The sequence below is a fragment of the Chloroflexus islandicus genome (genome assembly GCF_001650695.1).
Classification (GTDB): Bacteria; Chloroflexota; Chloroflexia; order Chloroflexales; family Chloroflexaceae; genus Chloroflexus; species Chloroflexus islandicus.
Genome location: NZ_LWQS01000040.1, coordinates 26,078 through 43,330 on the forward strand (window position 1 = coordinate 26,078; position 17,253 = coordinate 43,330).

General features: G+C 61.3%; 16 protein-coding genes. 14 read left to right on the forward strand and 2 right to left on the reverse strand.

Annotation, left to right across the window (positions count from 1 at the left end; translation table 11 throughout):
* Window positions 1–141 precede the first annotated feature (141 nt).
* The 8 genes from pyrR (at window position 142) to A6A03_RS06160 (ending at window position 9,428) form a co-directional block, all read left to right on the forward strand.
* A complete protein-coding gene (gene pyrR, locus A6A03_RS06125) occupies window positions 142–690 on the forward strand; it encodes a bifunctional pyr operon transcriptional regulator/uracil phosphoribosyltransferase PyrR (RefSeq protein ID WP_066784946.1) in 549 nt (182 codons plus the stop codon).
* Window positions 683–1,609 (forward strand): aspartate carbamoyltransferase catalytic subunit, encoded by a 927-nt coding sequence (locus A6A03_RS06130; RefSeq protein WP_066784948.1) that lies wholly within the window; start codon window positions 683–685, stop codon window positions 1,607–1,609. Before pyrR ends, A6A03_RS06130 begins: the two co-directional genes overlap by 8 nt.
* Window positions 1,610–1,620: 11 nt before the next feature.
* A complete protein-coding gene (locus tag A6A03_RS06135) occupies window positions 1,621–3,081 on the forward strand; it encodes a dihydroorotase (RefSeq protein WP_066784951.1) in 1,461 nt (486 codons plus the stop codon).
* Between the two features lie 122 nt (window positions 3,082–3,203).
* The gene (locus A6A03_RS06140; RefSeq protein ID WP_066784955.1) at window positions 3,204–3,863 is read left to right on the forward strand and encodes a response regulator; all 660 of its coding nucleotides are present in this window, start codon (window positions 3,204–3,206) and stop codon (window positions 3,861–3,863) included.
* 544 nt (window positions 3,864–4,407) lie between these two features.
* Entirely contained in the window at window positions 4,408–5,370 is a 963-nt protein-coding gene (locus A6A03_RS06145) for a ring-cleaving dioxygenase (protein ID WP_066784957.1), read from the forward strand.
* A gap of 123 nt (window positions 5,371–5,493) precedes the next feature.
* The gene (htpX, locus tag A6A03_RS06150) at window positions 5,494–6,387 is read left to right on the forward strand and encodes a zinc metalloprotease HtpX (RefSeq protein ID WP_066784960.1); all 894 of its coding nucleotides are present in this window, start codon (window positions 5,494–5,496) and stop codon (window positions 6,385–6,387) included.
* A gap of 156 nt (window positions 6,388–6,543) precedes the next feature.
* Complete coding sequence (locus tag A6A03_RS06155; protein WP_066784963.1) at window positions 6,544–8,541, forward strand: M6 family metallopeptidase; 1,998 nt, start codon at window positions 6,544–6,546, stop codon at window positions 8,539–8,541.
* A gap of 74 nt (window positions 8,542–8,615) precedes the next feature.
* A complete protein-coding gene (locus tag A6A03_RS06160; RefSeq protein ID WP_066784964.1) occupies window positions 8,616–9,428 on the forward strand; it encodes a gluzincin family metallopeptidase in 813 nt (270 codons plus the stop codon).
* Window positions 9,429–9,494: 66 nt separating this feature from the next.
* Here the strand turns inward: A6A03_RS06160 and A6A03_RS06165 are convergent, their stop codons facing one another.
* Both A6A03_RS06165 and A6A03_RS06170 read right to left on the reverse strand, forming a co-directional pair.
* The gene (locus tag A6A03_RS06165) at window positions 9,495–10,913 is read right to left on the reverse strand and encodes a malic enzyme-like NAD(P)-binding protein (RefSeq protein ID WP_066784967.1); all 1,419 of its coding nucleotides are present in this window, start codon (window positions 10,911–10,913) and stop codon (window positions 9,495–9,497) included.
* Between the two features lie 554 nt (window positions 10,914–11,467).
* Window positions 11,468–12,364, reverse strand: a complete 897-nt coding sequence (locus A6A03_RS06170) for an AraC family transcriptional regulator (RefSeq protein ID WP_066784971.1) — start codon at window positions 12,362–12,364, stop codon at window positions 11,468–11,470.
* 106 nt (window positions 12,365–12,470) lie between these two features.
* On the opposite strand from A6A03_RS06170, the gene A6A03_RS06175 reads away from it, so the two are divergent.
* The 6 genes from A6A03_RS06175 to A6A03_RS06200 all read left to right on the forward strand — a co-directional run bounded on the left by A6A03_RS06175 (window position 12,471) and on the right by A6A03_RS06200 (window position 16,811).
* Complete coding sequence (locus A6A03_RS06175) at window positions 12,471–12,950, forward strand: DUF2269 family protein (RefSeq protein WP_066784974.1); 480 nt, start codon at window positions 12,471–12,473, stop codon at window positions 12,948–12,950.
* A 21-nt stretch (window positions 12,951–12,971) separates the two neighbouring features.
* Window positions 12,972–13,466, forward strand: coding sequence for an anthrone oxygenase family protein (locus A6A03_RS06180; RefSeq protein WP_066784977.1), 495 nt, complete (start codon window positions 12,972–12,974; stop codon window positions 13,464–13,466).
* A gap of 609 nt (window positions 13,467–14,075) precedes the next feature.
* Window positions 14,076–14,411, forward strand: coding sequence for a hypothetical protein (locus A6A03_RS06185; protein ID WP_066784980.1), 336 nt, complete (start codon window positions 14,076–14,078; stop codon window positions 14,409–14,411).
* Window positions 14,404–15,672 carry a glutamate-5-semialdehyde dehydrogenase gene (locus tag A6A03_RS06190; protein WP_066784983.1) on the forward strand — a complete coding sequence of 423 codons (1,269 nt, stop codon included), beginning with the start codon at window positions 14,404–14,406 and terminating at the stop codon, window positions 15,670–15,672. The genes A6A03_RS06185 and A6A03_RS06190 overlap by 8 nt, the downstream gene beginning before the upstream one ends.
* Before the next feature lie 41 nt (window positions 15,673–15,713).
* Complete coding sequence (locus tag A6A03_RS06195) at window positions 15,714–16,457, forward strand: type 1 glutamine amidotransferase (RefSeq protein WP_066784986.1); 744 nt, start codon at window positions 15,714–15,716, stop codon at window positions 16,455–16,457.
* Window positions 16,458–16,556: 99 nt separating this feature from the next.
* On the forward strand, window positions 16,557–16,811 hold the full coding sequence (locus tag A6A03_RS06200; RefSeq protein ID WP_066784989.1) for a hypothetical protein: 255 nt from the start codon (window positions 16,557–16,559) through the stop codon (window positions 16,809–16,811).
* Window positions 16,812–17,253: the final 442 nt, after the last annotated feature.

Genomic DNA, 17,253 nt, shown 5'->3' on the forward strand with positions numbered 1-17,253 from the left:
CCCGTGAGGCTGTAAAGGAGCATAAATAGATGAACCAGAATACGACCCGGCCTGAAATGCCGTTATCCCTTTGCCCCGCTGCGGCGGGCAAGGGTTTTTTTGTTTGCGCAGCCCGCCGGATGCGGAAATGCGGAGGAAAGCATGAGCAACGAGAAGCAGATTCTGTCAGCCGACGAGATTCGGAGAGCGCTGGTACGAATCGCCCACGAGATTGACGAGCGCAACGGCGGCCTGCGCGACGTGGTGATTGTGGGGATTCGCAGTCGCGGCGTACCGCTGGCCGAACGGATCGCCGCCGCGATCGCCGATTTTGACGGCACGCGGGTGCCGGTCGGCCAACTTGATATTACGCTCTACCGCGACGATTTGAAGCTGCGCGGCCCAGCAGCGCGCGTGCGCAAGACCGATCTGCCGATTGACATTACCGGCAAGACGGTGGTGTTGGTCGACGACGTGCTCTTCACCGGACGCACGGTGCGGGCCGCGCTCGATGCAATTGCCGATCTAGGCCGTCCGGCCCGCATTCAATTGGCCGTGCTAATCGACCGCGGCCACCGCGAATTGCCTATCCGGGCCGACTTCGTCGGCAAAAACGTACCAACCTCGCTTTCGGAGCGGGTGATGGTGCGCCTGCGCGAAACCGACGGGGTTGATGAAGTTGTAATTCAGCGAGGTGCAAGCAATGAGTGAACTGCGCCGCCACGCGATCGATCTCGATGACTTTAGCGCCGCCGAGATCGAAGAGATTTTAGAGACTGCCGAAAGCATGCGCGAAGTGCTTGGGCGCGAGATCAAGCAGGTGCCGGTGCTGCGTGGCAAAACCGTCGTCAATATGTTCTTTGAAGAGAGCACCCGCACGCGCATCTCATTCGAGCTCGCCGCGCGCGCCTTATCGGCCAACGTCGTCGCGTTCACCGCCCGCGGCAGCAGCGTTGAAAAGGGCGAGTCGCTGGTTGACACCGTGCGCACGTTACAGGCGCTCGGCGCCGACATCATTGTCATGCGGCATAGCCAATCGGGCGCACCCTATTTAGTAGCGCGCCATTTTCGCGGCTCGCTGATCAACGCTGGCGACGGACGCCACGCCCATCCGACCCAAGCGTTGCTTGATCTGTACACGATGCGCAGCCGGCTCGGCCAGATCCGCGATCTCAACGTGGTGATCGTCGGTGATGTGCTGCACAGCCGGGTGGCGCGCTCGAACTTGTGGGGCTTAACCCGGCTCGGCGCGCGGGTCACGCTCTGCGGCCCGCCAACGCTGATCGGGCCGGCTGCGTTCTGGACGGCGACGTGGCCCACAATCCGGGTCGTCCACGAGCTCGATCCGCTCTTGCCAGAAGCGGATGTGGTGATGGCGCTGCGTTTGCAGAAGGAGCGGATGCAAAGCGGGTTGTTGCCGGCGCTGCGCGAATACACACGAGTCTACGGTCTAACCGCCGAACGGCTGGCACGCCTGCCCAAGCACGCGATCGTGATGCATCCCGGCCCGATGAACGAAGGCATCGAAATCTTTCCTGAAGTCGCCACGGCCTCGCCGGCAGCGATTGAAGAACAAGTCACCAACGGCGTCGCCGTGCGCATGGCGCTGCTCTACCGAATGGCCGGTTAAGGGGGGATACAATGCGGTATCTGATCAAAAATGGCACGATCATCGATCCGGCGAACCGGGTGGCGACGATCGGCGATATTCTGGTTGCGAACGGCAAAGTGGAGCGTTTGTACGATCTCGCCGACTTGCACAGCGAACGCGAGCCGATCGGGCCGGATGTGGAAGTGATTAATGCGCGCGGTTGCGTGGTGGCGCCGGGGTTTACCGACCTCCACACCCATCTGCGCCAACCGGGTGAAGAGCACAAAGAGACGATCGCTAGCGCCAGCGCCGCCGCAGCGGTCGGGGGGTTCACCACGCTCTGCGCGCGCCCAACCACGCGCCCCACGCCTGACAACGCCGCCGCGATCCGGCAGTTGCGCGAATTGGCCGACAGTCACGGCAGCGTGCGGATCGATCTGATCGGCGCGCTGACGTTGGGCAATGAGGGGCGCGTGCTGAGCGAGATGCGGGAACTGGCGGAAGCCGGCTGCATCGCCTTCAGTGATGGCGGGCGCACGATCGCCGATGCGGCGCTGATGCGCAATGCCATGGCCTACGCGGCGGCCTTGGGCTTGCCGGTGATGGTGAGCTGCCAAGATCCGCAGCTCGCTGCCGGCGGCGTCGCTCATGAGGGTGCGGTGAGCATTCGCTTAGGGCTGCCCGGCATACCCGCTGCCGCTGAAGAGGCGATCGTTGCCCGCGACATTGCGCTAGCCGAGGCAACCGGTGCCCACCTGCACATCAGCCGGGTCAGCACCGCCGGCAGCGTGGCGCTGATCCGCGCTGCCCGCGCGCGCGGTGTGCGGGTGACTGCCGAAGTCACGCCGCACCACCTCACCTTGACCGATCGCTGGCTGCTCGGCTGGCTGGAAGAGCGCAACGAAATCGAGACGGGCCGGCCCGGCGCGCATCCCGATCTCAGCCTGCCGTCGTGGCTCAATCCAGCCCTACTGCCGCCGTACGATAGTTCGACCCGTGTCGAACCGCCGCTGCGCAACATCGAACATGTCGAGGCATTGGTTGAAGGGTTGCGCGACGGCGTGATTGATGCGATTGCCGTTGACCATGCGCCGCATGCGCTGGTCGATCGCGATTGCGAATACGGCATCGCGCCACCCGGCATGAGCGGGTTAGAGACGGCGTTGGCACTGGCGCTGACCCTCGTCCACCGGGGCGAGCTTGATATCGTCAACCTGATCGCCAAACTGACCGAAGGCCCGGCCCAAGTGATTAACCGCTCGCCGGCCAACCTGCGCCCCGGCGCAACGGCTGACATCGTGATCTTCGATCCGGAACGCAGTTGGGTGGTTGATCCAGACCAGTTTGTGTCGCGGGGCAGAAACACGCCTCTGCGCGGCCAGCGCCTGAAAGGGCAGGTCATGTTGACGATGGCCGCCGGCAAGATCGTCTTCCGCCGCGACGATTTTGGCCGGCAAGCGCAGGCCGCGCCGCAACCTTCACGGCTGGAAGGGATTTTGGGCACCGAATAGCCTCATCGGTAACAATGGCATTCCCGCACGCGGCGGTTTGCCGCGCGCGACGCATTGCAGCCGCGCATAACCTGCGCGGCTGCTGTTTCCCATGGTAAGATGCTTAGAGAGAAGGAGGGGCTATGAGTAATCCGATCACCATTCTCATCGCCGATGATCATACCATGTTCCGGCAAGGGCTGCGCGAAATCCTTGAGCGCAAAGGCGGCTTTCAGGTCGTGGCCGAGGTGCGTGACGGCGCCGCCGCCGTCGAGGCAGCCAAAGCGACCAAACCCGATATTGCCTTGCTCGACGTTTCGATGCCAGTGATGACCGGGATCGAGGCGGCGCGCCAGATCGCACAGGTAAGCCCGGAAACTCGTTGCGTGGTGTTAACCATGCACCGCGACGAACAGACGGTGCTGGAGGCGTTGCGCGCCGGCGCGAATGCGTATCTGCTCAAAGACGCTGATGCCAGCGAATTGATCGAAGCGATTCACGTGGTGTATCGCGGCGAAGCCGCGCTGGCGGGCAGCGCAGCGGCGCGCGTGCTCGATCTGCTGCGCCGCAACGACAATGCGCCGGCGCTCAACGAAGTGTTGACGCCGCGCGAACGCGATATTCTCGCGCTCGTGGCGCAAGGCGACGATAATCGCGCGATTGCGCTCAAGCTGAGTTTGGCTGAAAAGACGGTCGGCAACCGCCTGAGCGAAATCTTCCAGAAGTTGGGGGTGAGCAATCGCACACAGGCGGCGATTGTGGCGGTGCAACGGGGGCTGGTGCCGCCGCCGGAGTTGCGGTAGGGGTGGGAACGCCGGTACCCGGCCCTAAAGGGCCGGGCTAGGGTTACGAAGCCCGCTGCGCGGGCTGATGGCCCTCACCCCCCAACCCCCGCTCCCACCTGACGGCGGGAGCGGGAGAGCCGTTGGATGGCGGGCAAGGGATTGCAGGAGCGGAACGTAGCAGCGCCCCGTTCCCGCTGGCGCGGGAAAAGGGCTGGGGGTGAGGGTGTCATCGTACTCACCGCCGGGGGCACGGGAGTGTGGGGGATGTGCCCCCACCCCTTGCCCCTCCCCCGCTGGGGGAGGGGAGAGATGCCCCCACCCCTTGCCCCTCCCCCGCTGGGGGAGAGGGAATAGGGAGCCGGGAAAAGGTAAGGCTACTCCCTTCCTCCCTGCTCCCCATTCCCCATCCTTTGCGGCTTTGCGTTTAACATCTTGGCAATCTTCGCGTTCGTTGCGGCTTTGCCCCTCTGGGACGCGAGCGGGGAATAGAGGCGAAAATGCACTTGCACTTTCCAAGGCTACCTATCAGCGAGGATTTTATTTCACACTAGATTGAGGAAACATGCTCACACTTACCGGCATTCACCACGTGACCGCCATTTCTGCCGATATTCGGCGCAATTATGACTTTTACACCCGTGTGCTGGGGATGCGGCTAGTGAAGCGCACCGTTAACCAAGACGACACTAGCGCCTACCACCTGTTCTATGCCGATGGAGCCGGCACTCCCGGCAGTGACCTGACCTTCTTCGACTGGCCGTTGCCGCGGGAACGGCGGGGGACGCACAGTATTACCCGCACGATGCTGCGCGTCAACGGTGCGGCGAGTCTGGAGTGGTGGGCCAAGCGGCTGCGCGCCGAAGGGGTGCAAACCGGCGATATAACCGAGCGCGATGGCCGGTTAACGCTCGATCTGGAAGACCCGGAAGGGCAACGGCTTTCACTGATCGATGACGGCGGGACGGGCACGTTTGTGCCGTGGGAGCAGAGTCCGGTACCGCCCGAATATCAGATTCGCGGGTTAGGGCCGGTGATGCTCAGCGTGGCGCGGCTCGGCCTGACCGATGCGGTGCTGCGCATGGTCTTGGGCATGCAGCCGCAGCGCACCTATCCGCACCCCGACTTCTCCAACGACACGGTGCATGTCTATGCGATGGGCAACGGCGGGCCGGCAGCGGAAGTCCACGTGGTAGCCCAACCGCACTTGCCGCCGGCGCAAGCCGGAGCTGGCGGCGTGCATCACGTCGCGTTCCGGGTGCCGACCTTTGCCGAGCATACGGCGTGGGCGCAGCGGCTGCGCGAATTACGCATTCCCAACAGCGGCATCGTTGATCGCTACTATTTCCGCAGCCTGTATTTTCGCGAACCGAACGGCATCCTCTTTGAGCTAGCCACCGACGAACCGGGATTTGCCGTTGATGAACCGGCAGAAACGCTGGGCGAGCGATTGGCGCTGCCGCCGTTCCTCGAACCGCACCGGCACGTGATTGAAGCTGGGTTGAAACCGTTGGTGGTACACGGGTAATCGCCACAACCGGGAACTTCTCCCCATTACGATGGGAAGGCGGCCCCTTGGCCGCCTTTTTGCTACCCGGTATACTACCAGTGCAATCGCAAGAACCTTGCTCTTAATTGTGGAGGACGCCACATGACAATATTTGTGAATAGCTTGAAAACGGTTGGTCTGCTTGGCCTGCTCACCGGTCTCTTCATTGTGATTGGCGGCGCGGTCGGCGGCCAAATCGGTATGATTATCGCTTTCGTTCTGGCTATTGTGATGAACATGGGCGCGTGGTGGTTCTCGGACAAACTCGCGCTGAAGATGAGCGGCGCGCAAGAGGTCTCGCCGAGCGAAGCGCCCGAATTGCATGCGATGGTCGAAGAACTCTCGCGCCGGGCCGGCATTCCCAAGCCGCGAGTCTACATTATTGATACCGATGCGCCGAATGCTTTTGCGACCGGACGTGACCCTGAGCACGGCGCGGTGGCGGTGACAACCGGCATTGCCCGGCTGCTCACCCGTGAAGAGCTGGCCGGCGTGATTGCGCACGAGCTGGCGCACATTAAGCACCGCGATACGCTGATCTCATCGATTGCGGCGACAATTGCTGGTGCGATTGGCATGCTGGCCGATATGGTGATGTGGGGGATGATCTTCGCCGGCCTTGGCGGGAGTGATGAGGAAGAGGGTGGTGGCATCGCTGGTTTGGTGGGTGGCGTACTCACTGCGATGCTGGCCCCGATTATGGCCCTGATAATTCAGATGGCGATCTCGCGCTCGCGTGAGTACATGGCTGACGCTGGCGGCGCGCAAATCCTTGGCAACCCCTTGCCGCTTGCCAGCGCGCTTGAGAAGCTAGAGTGGGCGGCTGGCCGGATGCCGATGGACGAGGCTCGTCCAGCGACAGCGCACCTGTACATCGTCAACCCGGTGTTGGGCGGGCTGGCCAGTCTCTTCCGCACTCACCCAGAGACGCACAAGCGCATCTCGCGCTTGCGGGCGATGGCCAATCGCAGCGGCAATACTGCGATCGCGGCGTAACTGGCTCACGCAGCGCGTTAGCATAGATTTCCTCCTTCCCCCTTCAGCGGGCGTCACTCAATGGCGAGTGGCGCCCATTTTGCGGTACAATGCGATTGCAATCTTGCCACACCCGCAGGCGCAGCGACGGTGCGCCTTTGCGTAACGGACTCTCCTATGAAACGGTTCCTTCTTCTGCTTGTGCTCGCATTGCTGGCCGGCTGCATACCGGTAGACGAGAAACCGCCGGAACTTAATCAGCCAACTGCCACACCGCACCCTACTACCGGCACCACCAGCGCACCGACCCGCCCGCCCACACCGGTGACAGTGACCAATCCAGACCCGTCCGGAGCGGATGAAATCGCTCTGATCGATGCGGCGCGTCGCTTACCACGCGATCAGATTGAGCTCGCGCGCCAGCTCGGCGCGTGCCGTCCGGCGCCAGAGGCCTGCCCCGACGTCGCCCGCACCGATCCGCTCGAGGTGCAAGTTGGCGAACGGCGCACCTTCTTCGTGACCGATTTCAGCACCGACACCCAGTACGAGATCACTGCCGAGCTTCGCTACGCTGGGCCGGTGGTGTTGATGTACGTCGAAACCGGTGTGCCTTACGAACAGCGCGACCTCGAACGAGCAGCGCGCACGTTTGAACAAGAGATCTACCCGCGCACCCGCGAGATTTTTGGCAGTGAAGCGCAACCCGGCGTCGATGGCGACAACCGGATCACGATCCTTAATGCCGTCGAGCGCAGCAGCCAGATTCTCGGCTACTACTCGTCGAGCGACTCGCTGACGCGGCAAGTCAATCGCTACAGCAACGAACGCGAGATGTTCTTTATGAACATCGACCTGATGCCGTTCGGCAGCGACACCTACCTCGATGTGCTGGCCCACGAATTTCAGCACATGATCCATCAAAACGAACAGCCGGGAGGAGCGCTCTGGCTCAATGAGGGAATGTCACAGTTGGCCGAAGACCTCAACGGCTTTCAGCAAGAAGGTTTCATCCCGCTCTACCTGCGCAATACCGACATTCAACTGACCGGGTGGGGCTTTGCGCCAAGCCAATCGGGCGTGCATTACGGCGCTGCCCACCTCTTTATGCGCTACATCTATGCCCAATACGCCGGTCAAGACCAACTGCGACCCTTAATCCGGGCCAATGCGGGCAATAACCTCGAAGCATTCGTCGAACTGGCCGCACGCACCCGGCCTGACATCACCCATTTTCGCCAGATTATGGCCGACTGGGCAGTTGCCAATCTGATCAATGACCCCAAGGTGGGAGACGGGCGCTACACCTACGACACCGGCACCGAATTGAGCAATTTGTTGCCGCGCACCGTGCGGCCAGACGTGATAGAGAACCGCCATAGCGACGACATCGTGCAGTTTGGCGTCGATTATCTGTCGTTGCCGCGCAACACGCGCACCGTCACCTTCCGCGGCGACACCACCGTGCGCATCGCCGGGCAGATGCCGCGCGGGCGCTATGCGTGGTGGAGCAACCGCAGCGATGATAGTATTGCGACGCTCACCCGCAAGATCGATCTGCGTGGGGTCAGTTCGGCGACGCTCACCTTTGACACGTGGTTCGAGATCGAAGACGATTATGACTACGCCTTCGTCACCGTTTCGACCGACGGCGGGCGGACGTGGGAGACCCTGCCCGGCAAGTGGACAACCGACTACGACCCGCAGGGGGTGAATTACGGCCATGGGTTGACCGGGGTGTCGGGGAGGCCGGAGGCGAACCTTGAAGATGGCCTGCGCGGACGCTGGGTGAGCGAGGAGATGGATCTGACGCCGTTTGCCGGGCAAGAGGTATTGTTGCGCTTTTGGTCGATCAACGATCAAGGGGTGCATGCACCGGGGATCATCATTGACAACATCGCCATTCCTGAAATCGGCTTCCGCGACGATGTGGAAAGCGGGGCAGGCGATTGGGAAGCTGCCGGCTTTGTGCGCATCGACGGCGATCTGCCGCAGCAGTGGGAACTACGGCTGGTGCGCACCGCGACCGATGGCCAGATCACGGTGGAACCGCTAACGGTCGATGCCGATGGCGTTGCGACGGCCACGTTAAACAACGGCGAGCGAGGGGTCTTGGTGGTGATTGCGGTCACGCCGCACACCAGTGAACGGGCGCAGTACGAGGTGATCAGCGAGTAGCGACGCCGGAGCACTGCGCACTAGGGCACAGCACGCTAGGACACAATACGCTGTGCCCATACGAGAGGCTACAGGTGATACTTACGCTGAGAACACGCTGGCTGCTCGCCGCCATCGTCGTGATCGTCGCGGCGGCGGCGATCACTGTTAGCCGCACCCATCAGCCACGCCGCCTTGCCCCGCTGGTCGTAAATTTCAGTGGGGACGGGGCCGTGCCGGCGATCAGCCGGTCAATGCGGCCGGTGCAGGTTGACACATTGCGGATCAGCGTTGCGCCGCAGGCACTGCCAAGCGATGCCAGCCTCGACGCGATCACGGCAGAGCTGTACACGGCGCTGGCTTACGTCAGCGCGCGCACCGGGACGACGCTGGCGGGGCCGATCACAGTGCAGATCCTTGCCGACCCGCAGTGCGCCTTGCACGGCGCCGCTTATACCCAAACCCGCGAAGTCCACGTCACCACGTGCGCCGCCATTCCGCCGGCGCGCGCTGTCAACATTCTCGCCCACGAATTTGTTCACCAACTGGCCCATGACTACTACGGCGACGCTCATCTGCGCAGTGACCCGATCTTGCTCGAAGGCTGGGCCACATGGGGCGCAGGTCACTACTGGCTGGGCCGGCACGCCACCTTCCGCGCCTTCCTTGGCGGGCAAGCGCCGCTGCCATTGATCACTAACCATCTGGGCCGGCCCGCCGCCGAAATGAATACCCTCTACTACCAATGGGCCAGCTTTGTCGAATATCTGCTGGTCACGTATGGCCGCGACGCCTTCGACCGGCTCTACCGCAGCGGCAATGGCGTTCCCGGCAGCGCCGATTATCAAGGCGTCTACGGGGTTGATTTGGCAACCCTCGAAGCCGCGTGGCGGGAGTGGTTGCGGTAGCAGCTTAGCGAGGGGCAAGGCAGGGGCAAGGCAGGGGCAAGGCATGCCTTGCCCCTGCTGCCATCATCAATCACCCGGCATGTGGGTGCGGCGGGCAACGCCATCGGCAATCGCGGCTTGGGCCACCGCGGCGGCAATGGCCGGCACAATCTGCCGGTTAAAAACGCTCGGCACAATATAGTCTTCGTTCATCTCTTCGGGTGGAATGACATTGGCCAGCGCATCGGCAGCGGCAAGGCGCATCGCCGAGGTAATTTTGCGGGCATTGACATCGAGCGCGCCGCGGAAGATGCCGGGGAAGCTGAGCACATTATTGATCTGGTTTGGCTGATCACTGCGTCCGGTCGCGACCACACGGGCATACTGGCGCAGCATATCGGGATCGCCTTCGGGGATCGGGTTCGCCAGCGCAAAGATGATCGGATCAGCGCTCATTGAACGCACGTGATCAGGGGTGAGGATATTGCCCTTCGAGACACCGATAAAGACATCGGCCCCACGCAAGGCGACGGCCAGATCGCCGCGCCGGCGTTCACGGTTGGTTTGTGAAGCGACAATGCGTTGCATCGGAGTCTGGCGGGCATAATCACCCTCGACCAAAATCCCGAACCGATCCACCGCCGTAATCTCACCGACGCCGGCCTCGATCAACGTGCGAATAATCGCGGTGCCGGCAGCGCCGACGCCATTCACCACCACCCGCACATCGGCCAGCGTTTTACCCACAAGACGCAACGCATTGCGCAGGGCAGCCAGTACCACCACAGCGGTGCCGTGCTGATCGTCGTGCATGACCGGCAAATCAAGGCTCTCTTCCAGCCGGCCCTCGACGATAAAGCAATTGGGGGCAGCGATATCTTCGAGATTGATGCCGCCGAAGCTCGGCGCAATCTGCTCAACCGTCTGCACAATGATATCCGGGTCTTGCGAACGCAGACAAATCGGCACTGCATCAATATTGGCCAGCTCTTTGAACAGGATCGCCTTGCCCTCCATCACCGGCATCGCCGCTTCGGGGCCAAGATTGCCCAAACCGAGGATCGCCGAGCCATCGCTAACCACCGCCACGCTATTCCCCTTCCACGTCAGCGAATAGACCTGTTCGGGATCGTCGGCGATCACGCGGCAGACGCGGGCCACCCCCGGCGTATAGGCCAGCGAGAGGTCATCGCGGGTCTTGAGCGATACGCGGCTCTGGGTAGCAAGCTTGCCGCCGAGGTGGGTCAGAAGAACACGGTCGCTTACCTGAAGCACTTTGATGTTTTGGAGCGTATTGATTGCGGCTACCAGTTGCTCGCCGTGCTGTTCATCTTGCACGCGCACGGTAATGTCGCGCACAAGAATGTTGCGTTCGGCGCGGACAATATCGATCGCGCCGATGTCGCCGCCGACCTCGCCGATCAGGGTCGTGAGCCGGCCCAGCATACCGGGCCGATTTTCGATTTGGCAGCGCAAGGTCAGCGTATAAGCCACCCCAACGGACATACCCTTCACCTCGTTTTCTGGCTCAAAGATACAAAAATGCCCGTCACGGCGACGGGCATCACTGCCTTATTTTTGTATAGTACCACAAGTAACAAAAATGGTGAGCAAGATTGGGGTGACGAAGCTTGCTGCGCGGGCTGGAGTAGAATAGCCACAAAAAGACACAAAAGGCGCAAATGGCGTCGCCCCGCGGTAGTTCACCCTCACCCCCAGCCCCTCTCCACTGACGCGGGAGAGGGGAGCAGGGCGATACTTTGAGGCATTGCCCAGCGTTCAACGGTTGGTCGCAGCCAAATTTCTGTCCGCCCGCCATGATCCTCTGACGAAGCCCGCTGCGCGGGGTGGGTTGGGAATAGCCACAAAAAGACCCAAAAAGCACAAGAGGAATAGCCGCAAAGCGACCCAAACATCATTTTTGCGTCGTTTGTGTTTTTTGTGGCTATCCATGCGGGCCTGCGGCCCGCGCCCCACTACGGAGTGCGGGCGGCTCGCCCGCCAACCACACCTCGCATGCATGCGCGTCTGTTATGGCTGTTGGTGGCTATTCGCCGCCTTTATTGCCGATACTTCCGTGGCGCGACTCCCATTACACGTTTGAACGCTTTGCTAAACGCCGCTTCCGAATGGTAGCCTACCTGTTCGGCAATCTCGCTCACCCGCGCATGAGGGTGGTCGGCCAGCAACCGAGCAGCCAGTTGCATACGCCAGCGGGTGAGATAGGCGATTGGCCCTTCGCCAGTCAGGGCAGCGAAACGAGCGGCAAAGGCCGATCGCGAACAAGCCACTGCCCGCGCTAACGCGGCGACTGTCCACGGCTGCTGGGGCTGGCTGTGAATGAGGCCGAGCGCCTTGCCAATCAGCGGATCGTGCAGCGCGCCAAGCCAGCCGCAACGCTCCACCCCTTGCAACTCAACCCAGCGCTGGATGATCTGAATAAACAAAATATCGGCCAACCGGCGCAAAACCGCCTCTTTGCCGGGACGAGCCGCTTCGGCTTCGGCAGCCATCAAGACCAGCACGCTGGTAAACGCGCCGGCTTCGCGATGCGGAATATGGACGATCCGGGGCATCTGTTGCAGCAGCGGCAACAGATCGCGCCGCTCAATAGCGAACGTCCCGCACAGCACGATCGCGGTTGGCTGATCGCTCCAGCGCATCAATGCACAGGTTCCCCACTGATCCAGTTCAAGATTGCGGAAGAGCGGCGCATTAGGCGTCTCGCAGAGGATATGCTCATCGCCGCCCGGCAAGAGCAGCACATCACCCTCACCCAATGGCAGCAGTTCATCATCACCGGCTAGCTGCACGTAGCCATTGCCGCGATGCAGCACGTGAAAGACCGCGCACGGGCGGGGGGCAAAGTGCAAGCCCCACGGCGAGCCAAGCTCCGAACGGCAATAGACACTGCTACTGAGGCGTAGCGTATCAAGGATGTGGGTGAGTGCATCCATGATGTGTGGACGATTGGCAAAGATTTATAGATAGATCAACATAGATCATCCAGCATTGTTCCATTATAGTCGCGGTATGAGCCGTCTGCCAAGGGGAGAAACGCCGATGCACCCACCACCGGAAGGGGCGCAGCCCTTCATCTACACACTGCTGGTTTTCCTGCACATCGTTGCCACCATGACAGCGGTTGGCTTAAACGCCAGTTACGCCATCTGGATCGCCCGCGGCACGCGCGATCCAGCCAGTTTGCCGTTCGCCCTGCGCGGCGTCAAGTTTATTGATGACTATGTAGCCAATCCGTGTTACCTCATCGGAGGTGTCACCGGCGCGCTCATGATTGCAATGGGCAAGAGCGTCGCGCCATTTCTGTGGGTAGCAATCGCGCTCTACGTGGTAGCAATGGCGCTAGCGTATGGGGTCTACACTCCCTTGCTGAGCCGGCAAATCAAGATGCTTGATGCGAAAGGGAGCGGCGACCCGGAGTATCAGACGCTAGCGCGCCGTTCCAATCAGGTTGGCGTCACCATGGGCATACTGGTCATCATTATTCTGGCGCTCAAGATTTTTGAACCGCCGCTCTGGTAAGCACACACTAGGAGCAATTGTATGCTGAGCATCCGGATCGTCCATCTCATCTTCACGTTCGCGATAGGGCTTTTTGCTGGCCTGCTCTACACTTTCGAGCAAGGCGTGATCCCAACGCTAGCTACGCTGAACGCCACCGAGTACGCGCGTATCGAACAGGGCCTGATTCGGGCGCTCGACGCCTTTCCCACTGGCGTTATCGTTGTGGCGAATCTGGCGATGTGGCTGCCCTTGTACCCGCTCGTCCGGCTATGGTCGCAGCGCCACACAGCCTATTGGCGACTCACGGCATTAGGATGGGTGCTGTTCTTTTTTGGGGTTGGCGTCTTTACGATTGTGCTGAACGTACCGATCAACAATACCGTTTTGGGATGGGATCCAGCAGCGCCGCCAGCAGATTGGGCACAAGCGCGAGAGGCGTGGAATCAGTTGAATGCGATCCGGACGCCGATCAACTACGTGAGCTTTGGCTTGTTGATCTGGGCGGCGTTTATGGAAGGAGAGGCCAGTACATAAATGATGACTACGACGTTTTTTGGCAACGACGCATGTACTCTCTATACGATTGCGAGGACGGATAGGAACACAACGCGGCTGTGTTACGTCCACAGCAAACAGAACATACGAGCGTAGATGTAGTTGATGGCTTTGAGATGCTTTGGTTCACCCTCACCCCCAGCCCCTTTCCCACTAGCATTCAAGGGCGAACAAAACATCTGTTCGGTACCCGGCCCTGAAGGGCCGGGCTAGGATTACGAAGCCCGCTGCGCGGGCTGGGGTAGAATAGCCACAAAAAGACACAAGAAGCACAAGCAGAATAGCCGCAAAGAGACCCAAACATCATTTTTGCGTCGTTTGTGTTTTTTGTGGCTATCCATGCGGGCCAGCGGCCCGCGCCCCGCCACGGGCCGGACTACCCTGCCGCCGCCCGCTGCGCAGGCTGGGTTGGAATAGCCACAAAGAGGCCACAAGAAGCACAAGCGGAATAGCCGCAAAGAGACACAAACGGCACTCCATGGATCCTCATTTTCGCATCTTTTGGGTCTTTTGGCGACCATCGATAACCAGCACCGCTAGCAGACCGTGGTACAATGCCGCCAAGATACGTACCACAGGAATACGATCATGAATCCTGACATCATCCGGATCATTGTGGCGCTGATCATCGCGGTGTTGCTCTTGGCGCAATTTCAGCGCAGCACGGCTGGTTCGCGGCGGCGGCTGGCGTTTGGGTTGGGAGCGGCGGCAATGGTCGTGATTGCCACGTCAAATATGGTTACGGCGGCGCTCTTACCGCTGATGGTAGTGGGTGGCGGATTGGCGCTGGCAGCGGTATGGTTGCTCTGGCAAGCGTACCAGCGCGGCGAGTTAGAGGATCGCTTTGATCGCGCCCGGCGCTACTTAGAATCGGAACGGCGCCGCTATGATGAACACGATCGGGGAGGTTCGCGCGATGATTGATCTAGAGATGATTGGCCGGCGGGCGAAGAAAGCGGCGCGCACGCTGGCAAATCTGGCGACTGAGCAAAAGAATACCGCGCTGCACGCGATTGCCGATGGCCTGCTAGCGCGGCAGAGCGAGATCTTGGCCGCGAATGCGGCTGATGTGGCCGATGCCGAGCGGGCCGGCACGCCGCCGGCGATTGTCGATCGTATGCTGTTGACTGAGGCGCGGTTGCAAGCGATCGCCGACGATTGCCGGAAGGTGGCGGAGTTGCCCGACCCAGTCGGTGAAATTTTTGATCAGCGCGAGTTGCCGTCGGGGTTGCGCGTGTATAAGCGGCGGGTGCCGATTGGGGTGATCGGTGCGATTTACGAGGCGCGCCCGAATGTGACGGTTGACATTGCCGCACTGTGCCTCAAGGCTGGCAATGCGGTGATCTTGCGCGGCGGCAGCGATATTGCGCGCAGCGTAGCCGCGACGACGACGGTCATTGCCGGCGCCTTGGAGGAGGCCGGCCTGCCGGTGTTTGCGGTGCAGAGCATTACCGATCCCGACCGCGAATTGGTACGGCAATTGTTGCGGCTCGATCGCTATGTGGATATGATCATCCCGCGCGGTGGCGCTAGCCTGCACCGTTTCTGCGTTGAAAACGCGACGGTGCCGGTGATTGTGGGCGGGATGGGGGTTAGCCATATTTATGTCGAGCCAAGTGCCGACTTTGCCCGCTCGGTGCCGGTGATTGTGAATGCCAAAGTCCAGCGACCGGGGGCATGCAATGCGCTCGACACGCTATTGGTGCATCGCGACGCAGCACCGGCCTTCTTGCCGCTGGTCGCCGCAGCGCTGGCCCAACATGGCGTCGAGATGCGCTGCGATCTCGAAGCGTTGGCGATTCTGGCTGATGCACCGGGCCATGAGCAATGGAACATCAAACCCGCTGAGCCGGCTGACTTTGGCCGTGAGTTTTTGGCGCTGATTGTAGCGATCAAGGTTGTGAGCGATATTGACGAGGCGCTCGATCATATTGCCCAGTACGGCGGCCATTCGGAAGCGATTTTGACTGGTGATCCGGCTAGCGCGGCCCGTTTCACCCGCGAAGTCGATGCAACGGCGGTCTTTGTCAATGCCAGCACGCGCTTCAATGACGGCGGCCAGTTTGGGTTGGGCGCTGAGGTGGCGATCTCGACCAACCGGCTGCACGCGCGCGGGCCGATGGGGTTGCAGGAATTGACGACGTATACGTGGATCGGTGAGGGAGATTATTTGGCACGGGCATAAGAGCGGGCAACGCATACGTTGCCCCGGCTGCGGATGCGAGCATGACGACATTGCGCTTGGCCCATCTTTACCCTGATCATATGAATGTCTATGGCGATCGCGGCAACGTGATCGCCCTGCGCCAACGCTGCCTGCGGCGCGGGATCGAGTTAGAGATCATTCCTGTAAATCCCGGTGATATGATTGATTGGGGATCGGTCGATCTGGCATTTTTCGGCGGCGGGCAAGATAGCGGGCAGGCGCTGATCACTACCGATCTGATCGAGCGGCAGGGGCCGGGGTTGCGGGCCGCGATTGAGAACGATCTGGTGATGCTGGCGATCTGCGGCGGCTACCAGTTGCTCGGCCACTACTTCCTGACCCACACCGGCGAGCGGCTGCCCGGCTTGGGGGTGCTGGATGTGCATACCATCGCCGGCAAACAGCGGATGATTGGCAATATCGTGATCGAGGTCGATGTCGGGCAGGGGCCGTGGCGATTGGTGGGGTTTGAGAACCACAGCGGGCGCACCTTCCACGGGGCAGGCGTGAAGCCGTTGGGCAAGGTGCTGGCCGGTTACGGCGATAACGGCCAAGATGGCTGGGGCGGCGCGATCTACCGCAATACGTTTGGGTGTTATCTCCACGGGGCGTTGTTGCCGAAAAACCCGCAACTGACCGATCACTTGATCGGGCTGGCGCTGCGCCGGCGCTACGGCGCGAACGCCGAACTGGCGCCTTTGCCTGCCGAACGCGAATTGGCGGCGCAGCGGGTGATGGTGCAGCGGTTGATTGGGCGGGTGTAGGGGAATAGAACACGGATAAACACTGGTGCAACGGATGAACGCGGATCGTCGTTGGGCTGTACCGCGGAACGATCATCCTGCTTTGGAGGAGACAGTATCATGCGCGTCACGACGACTGGCACGCCAACCGAAGAAGAGGCCGCAGCGGCGGTTGCAGCGATTACCTTGTTGCTGGCTGAAGAGGCAGCGCAGGCCGATCATACACCTGCTGCACCACCGGCGCGCTGGCGTGATTCGATGCGGTTGATGGCGCAGGGGTTGCAACCAACGCGCGTTCCTGATACGCCGCGCTGGTCAACGATCGAGCGGCTGCGCCGGGCCGGCAAAGGTGGAATGGGGATTGTAGGTCTGTAATCCCCGGCTCCCGCTGGTTCAAGGTCGAAGCAGAGAACCCGGCCCTGAAGGGCCGGGCTATCTTTACGAAGCCCGCTGCGCGGGCTGATGGGTCTCACCCTCCGGCCCCCTCCCGCTAGAGGGGGTTGGTTTGGATAGCCACAAAAAGACACAAAACACACAACATGGGGGTGCGCTTGACGTCTTTTTGGGGCGATTGATCACGCTCCGGCAGCTCCCGGCCCTGAAGGGCCGGGCTATCCTTACGAAGCCCGCTGCGCGGGCTGATGGGTCTTACCCTCCGGCCCCCTCCCGCTAGAGAGGGTTGAATTGGATAGCCACAAAAAGACACAAAACACACAACGTGGGGGGGTGCGCTTGACGTCTTTTTGGGGCGATTGATCACGCTCCGGCAGCTCCCGGCCCTGAAGGGCCGGGCTATCTTTACGAAGCCCGCTGCGCG

What these genes read in the sequence shown, in the direction of transcription:
- pyrR (WP_066784946.1), top strand. Translation starts at nt 142, where the DNA reads ATGAGCAACGAGAAGCAGATTCTGTCAGCCGACGAGATTCGGAGAGCG.
- A6A03_RS06130 (WP_066784948.1), top strand. Translation starts at nt 683, where the DNA reads ATGAGTGAACTGCGCCGCCACGCGATCGATCTCGATGACTTTAGCGCC.
- A6A03_RS06135 (WP_066784951.1), top strand. Translation starts at nt 1,621, where the DNA reads ATGCGGTATCTGATCAAAAATGGCACGATCATCGATCCGGCGAACCGG.
- A6A03_RS06140 (WP_066784955.1), top strand. Translation starts at nt 3,204, where the DNA reads ATGAGTAATCCGATCACCATTCTCATCGCCGATGATCATACCATGTTC.
- A6A03_RS06145 (WP_066784957.1), top strand. Translation starts at nt 4,408, where the DNA reads ATGCTCACACTTACCGGCATTCACCACGTGACCGCCATTTCTGCCGAT.
- htpX (WP_066784960.1), top strand. Translation starts at nt 5,494, where the DNA reads ATGACAATATTTGTGAATAGCTTGAAAACGGTTGGTCTGCTTGGCCTG.
- A6A03_RS06155 (WP_066784963.1), top strand. Translation starts at nt 6,544, where the DNA reads ATGAAACGGTTCCTTCTTCTGCTTGTGCTCGCATTGCTGGCCGGCTGC.
- A6A03_RS06165 (WP_066784967.1), bottom strand. Translation starts at nt 10,913, where the DNA reads ATGTCCGTTGGGGTGGCTTATACGCTGACCTTGCGCTGCCAAATCGAA.
- A6A03_RS06170 (WP_066784971.1), bottom strand. Translation starts at nt 12,364, where the DNA reads ATGGATGCACTCACCCACATCCTTGATACGCTACGCCTCAGTAGCAGT.
- A6A03_RS06175 (WP_066784974.1), top strand. Translation starts at nt 12,471, where the DNA reads ATGCACCCACCACCGGAAGGGGCGCAGCCCTTCATCTACACACTGCTG.
- A6A03_RS06180 (WP_066784977.1), top strand. Translation starts at nt 12,972, where the DNA reads ATGCTGAGCATCCGGATCGTCCATCTCATCTTCACGTTCGCGATAGGG.
- A6A03_RS06185 (WP_066784980.1), top strand. Translation starts at nt 14,076, where the DNA reads ATGAATCCTGACATCATCCGGATCATTGTGGCGCTGATCATCGCGGTG.
- A6A03_RS06190 (WP_066784983.1), top strand. Translation starts at nt 14,404, where the DNA reads ATGATTGATCTAGAGATGATTGGCCGGCGGGCGAAGAAAGCGGCGCGC.
- A6A03_RS06195 (WP_066784986.1), top strand. Translation starts at nt 15,714, where the DNA reads ATGACGACATTGCGCTTGGCCCATCTTTACCCTGATCATATGAATGTC.
- A6A03_RS06200 (WP_066784989.1), top strand. Translation starts at nt 16,557, where the DNA reads ATGCGCGTCACGACGACTGGCACGCCAACCGAAGAAGAGGCCGCAGCG.